Annotated in this window: 4 protein-coding genes; 1 reads left to right on the top strand and 3 read right to left on the bottom strand. The window is 71.2% G+C overall.

Going from position 1 to position 3,346, the window contains the following annotated elements:
* Positions 1-303 precede the first annotated feature (303 nt).
* Positions 304-1,311 (bottom strand): stage II sporulation protein M, encoded by a 1,008-nt coding sequence (locus IE249_RS35210; RefSeq protein ID WP_189711554.1) that lies wholly within the window; start codon positions 1,309-1,311, stop codon positions 304-306.
* A gap of 132 nt (positions 1,312-1,443) precedes the next feature.
* Between IE249_RS35210 and IE249_RS35205 the strand changes: the two genes are divergently transcribed.
* Entirely contained in the window at positions 1,444-2,436 is a 993-nt protein-coding gene (locus IE249_RS35205; protein WP_189711552.1) for an RDD family protein, read from the top strand.
* A gap of 42 nt (positions 2,437-2,478) precedes the next feature.
* On the opposite strand, the gene IE249_RS35200 is transcribed toward IE249_RS35205, so the two are convergent.
* Together IE249_RS35200 and IE249_RS35195 are read right to left on the bottom strand one after the other, a co-directional pair.
* Positions 2,479-3,096: a hypothetical protein gene (locus IE249_RS35200; RefSeq protein WP_189711549.1), complete on the bottom strand. Its 618-nt coding sequence runs from the start codon at positions 3,094-3,096 to the stop codon at positions 2,479-2,481.
* A gap of 135 nt (positions 3,097-3,231) precedes the next feature.
* Positions 3,232-3,346 (bottom strand): adenosylhomocysteinase (locus IE249_RS35195; protein WP_189711547.1); only part of this gene is annotated, 115 nt, incomplete at its 5' end.

Below are 3,346 nucleotides of genomic sequence, written 5' to 3'. Positions count from 1 at the left end.
TCTCGATCCGATTTCCTCGGCGCTTTCCAGGTTTCCGCTCTCGCGGTTTCCTTTCCGGCGGATCCGACTTTATCAGAAGTTTCGAGCCGGTCTGACCGGCCTTCGTTTTCCGATTTCATCGGGATGGCTTCTTCGAGTCGATGTGATCGACGTTTTTAAGAAGCAGACAGATGTTCACTGGTCGCCCGTTGGGTCGTAACCCATCTCCAGGCAACTGTTCGAATCTACCTCCCCGCTCGGTCCGTGTCAACGGCTCCGGTGGGGCGAAGAGGAGACTAGCAGCTCAGGAGGGCCCGACGCACATCAGGCGGCCATCGGCACGCTGGCGCTGCGCTCGGTTGCCGCCAGGTCCCCTGTCTCGCCGGCACGCGCGGCGCGACCGCCGAGGACGTAGACGTAGGCGAGAAAGGACAGCTCGGCGGCGATCCCGATGCCGATGCGGGCCCAGGTGGGCAGACCCGACGGGGTCACGAAGCCCTCTATCGCTCCGGACACGAAGAGCACCAGGGCCAGGCCGATCGCCATGCCGACCGCCGACCGGCCTTCCTCGGCGAGCGCCGTGCGGCGGGTGCGCGGACCGGGGTCTATGAGGGTCCAGCCGAGGCGCAGGCCCGTACCGGCGGCGACGAAGACCGCGGTCAGTTCGAGCAGGCCGTGCGGGAGGACGAGGCCCAGGAACGTGTCCAGCCGGCCGGCCGAGGACATCAGGCCTATGCCGACGCCGAGGTTGAGCATGTTCTGGAAGAGGATCCAGAGGACCGGCAGCCCCAGGAAGACGCCCAGGACCAGGCACATGGCCGCGGCCTGGGCGTTGTTCGTCCACACCTGGGCCGCGAAGGCGGCCGCGGGATGGCTGGAGTAGTAGGTCTCGTACTCGCCGCCGGGACGGGTGAGCTGCCGCAGTTCGCCTGGCGCTGCGATCGTCGCCTGCACCTCGGGATGCGTACCGATCCACCAGCCCAGGAGGACGGCGACGACCGTGGAGACGAGCGCGGTCGGCACCCACCAGTGGCGTGCGCGGTAGACCGCCGCGGGGAAGCCCTCCAGCAGGAAGCGGGTGACGTCGCGCCATGACGCGCGGCGCGTTCCGGTGACGGTGCTGCGAGCGCGCGCCACGAGCTGGCTGAGCCGGCCCGTGAGCTGGGGGTCCGGGGCGCTGGACTGGATCAGTGAGAGGTGCGTGGCCGTGCGCTGGTAGAGGGAGACCAGTTCGTCGGCCTCCGCGCCGGTGAGACGGCGCCGGCGGCGGAGCAGGGCGTCGAGGCGGTCCCACTCTGCTCGGTGGGCGGAGACGAAGACGTCCAGGTCCATCGTGTCTGCCTGCTCCTCGGCTGGTTGTCCGACTGCCCGACGGATGTGTCAGGTTGTCGTACTACGGCGCGGTCGTGCTCAGCTTGGCAGACTGGCCGTTCTCGGGGCAGGCCAGGGGAAGGACGGCGGGGCGTGAGCGAGCTGGTGACGGGCGAGGCGGTGGCGCTGGAGTTGCGCCCGGCGAGGCTGCCCAGCAGGGCGTTGGCCGTGCTGCTCGACCTCGCGGTGGCCGTGGCGGTGTACATCGCCGTCAGTGTGGCTCTGGTGGCGGGAACGGCTTCCCTCGACGATGCCGCGCAGATCGCCCTGTCGATCGCGACCTTCCTGCTCGTGCTGGTGGGGGGACCGATCGCGGTCGAGACGCTGAGCCACGGCCGGTCGCTCGGCAAGCTGGCGTGCGGGCTGCGCGTGGTGCGCGACGACGGCGGGCCGATCCGGTTCCGGCACGCGCTGGTGCGCGGTGCGCTGGGCGTGGTCGAGATCCTGATGACGTTCGGAGTCGTCGCCTGCATCGCGTCCCTGGTGTCGGCGCGCGGGCGACGGCTGGGTGACGTGTTCGCGGGCACGCTCGTCGTGCGGGAACGGATTCCGGCCGGGCAGGCGGCCTTCGTGCCCCCGCCGCCGCCTTGGCTGGCCGGACGCTTTACGGCGCTCGACCTGTCGGCGGTGCCGGACGGGTTGTGGCTGGCCGTCCGGCAGTACCTGACGCGGATGCGGCAGATGGATCCGCAGGTGGGCTGGGGCGTGGCGCAGCGCCTGGCGGCCGATGTCGCGGCTCGTACGGGAGCTCCGGTGCCGCCCGAGGTGCCGCCGGCGATGTATCTGGCGGCGGTGCTGCACGAGCGACAGACGCGTGAGGCGCGGCGGGCGTTCGGCAGCCGAAGTGGGATTGGAAGTGGAAAGGGGGACGGCCAGGGAGAGGCTCAGCTGGTCCCGCCGGTCCCGCACACGCCCTTTTCCGCGCAGGCCCCCTTCGCCGCCCCGCGGACACCCCAGGCTCCTTCCGTTCCGCCGTCGCCGCGGAGTCCGCGGGCAGCGGCTTCGCAGGACGCAGGGTCTGCCGAGCTGCCCGCTGAGCCTCCGAGGCCTGCCGGGCCCGCCACCGGGTTCGTGCCGCCCGCGTAGCGGGTGCGCCGGCCGGCGGCTCGTACGCGTTCCAGGGGCGAGTCAGGGGGCGAAGACCGACGGCGGTGACTGGAGGTCCTCGAGCTCGATGCCGGGGGCGGCGAGGACCACATCCCCGGCGAGGTGCACGGTGTGTTGTTCGCCCGTGTCCAGGGCTGTGACCTGGTATTCCTCCACGGTCAGGGGGCCGTTGTCAGTGGCGTGTGCTTCTCTCTTCACCAGGGCCCAGGACCGGTCCACGGTGCGTGGGGCGAGGACCGGTTCCGTGAAGCAGACGAGGCGTACGCGAGTGGCGGCGGAGGAGGGGGTGAGGCGCAGGAGACGTGCCGTGGCGACGAGGAACGCGGGGGACGTGCCGGTGAAGGCGTGGGCGCGCACATTGCCTTCGGTGGCATGAGTACCGGTGGGGTCGGTGCGGACCCAGGTGACGCCGTCGAGGGCGGCGCCGCGCACCTGCCAGCTGCCGGTGTGGAGTTCGAGGCGGATGGGGCGGCCGAGTTCGTCGAGGGCGAGGTCGACGGAGCCGCGGTGGTCGCCCGAGGGGGTGGTCAGCTGGGAGACGTAGCGCCAGCCGGAGGGGCCGGGTGCGCACTGGAAGTGTTCGTCCGCGAAGGGGGTGTGATCGTGCGGATCATGGAGCGAATAGCGGCCGCGGGGCATGGGGGTCCTGGGTTCTGAGGTTCGGCTCGGCCGGCCGGGTCGGACGTCGGCCAAAGGGGCAGGCCCCCGGCACGGGGGTGCGGGGGCCTGCCTCCGAGGACCTTGGCGAGACGCGGGGCGCGGCTCGGCCGCCGGTCAGTAACGGTAGTGGTCGGACTTGTACGGGCCCTCGACGTCGACGCCGATGTACGCGGCCTGCTCGGGACGCAGCCGGGTCAGCTTCACGCCGAGGGCGTCCAGGTGGAGGCGG

The organism is Streptomyces anandii JCM 4720 (assembly GCF_014650655.1).
In the GTDB taxonomy this organism is placed as follows: Bacteria; Actinomycetota; Actinomycetes; order Streptomycetales; family Streptomycetaceae; genus Streptomyces; species Streptomyces anandii.
Note: the sequence above shows the minus strand (reverse complement) of the source record. Positions and strands in the feature narration are given on the sequence as shown.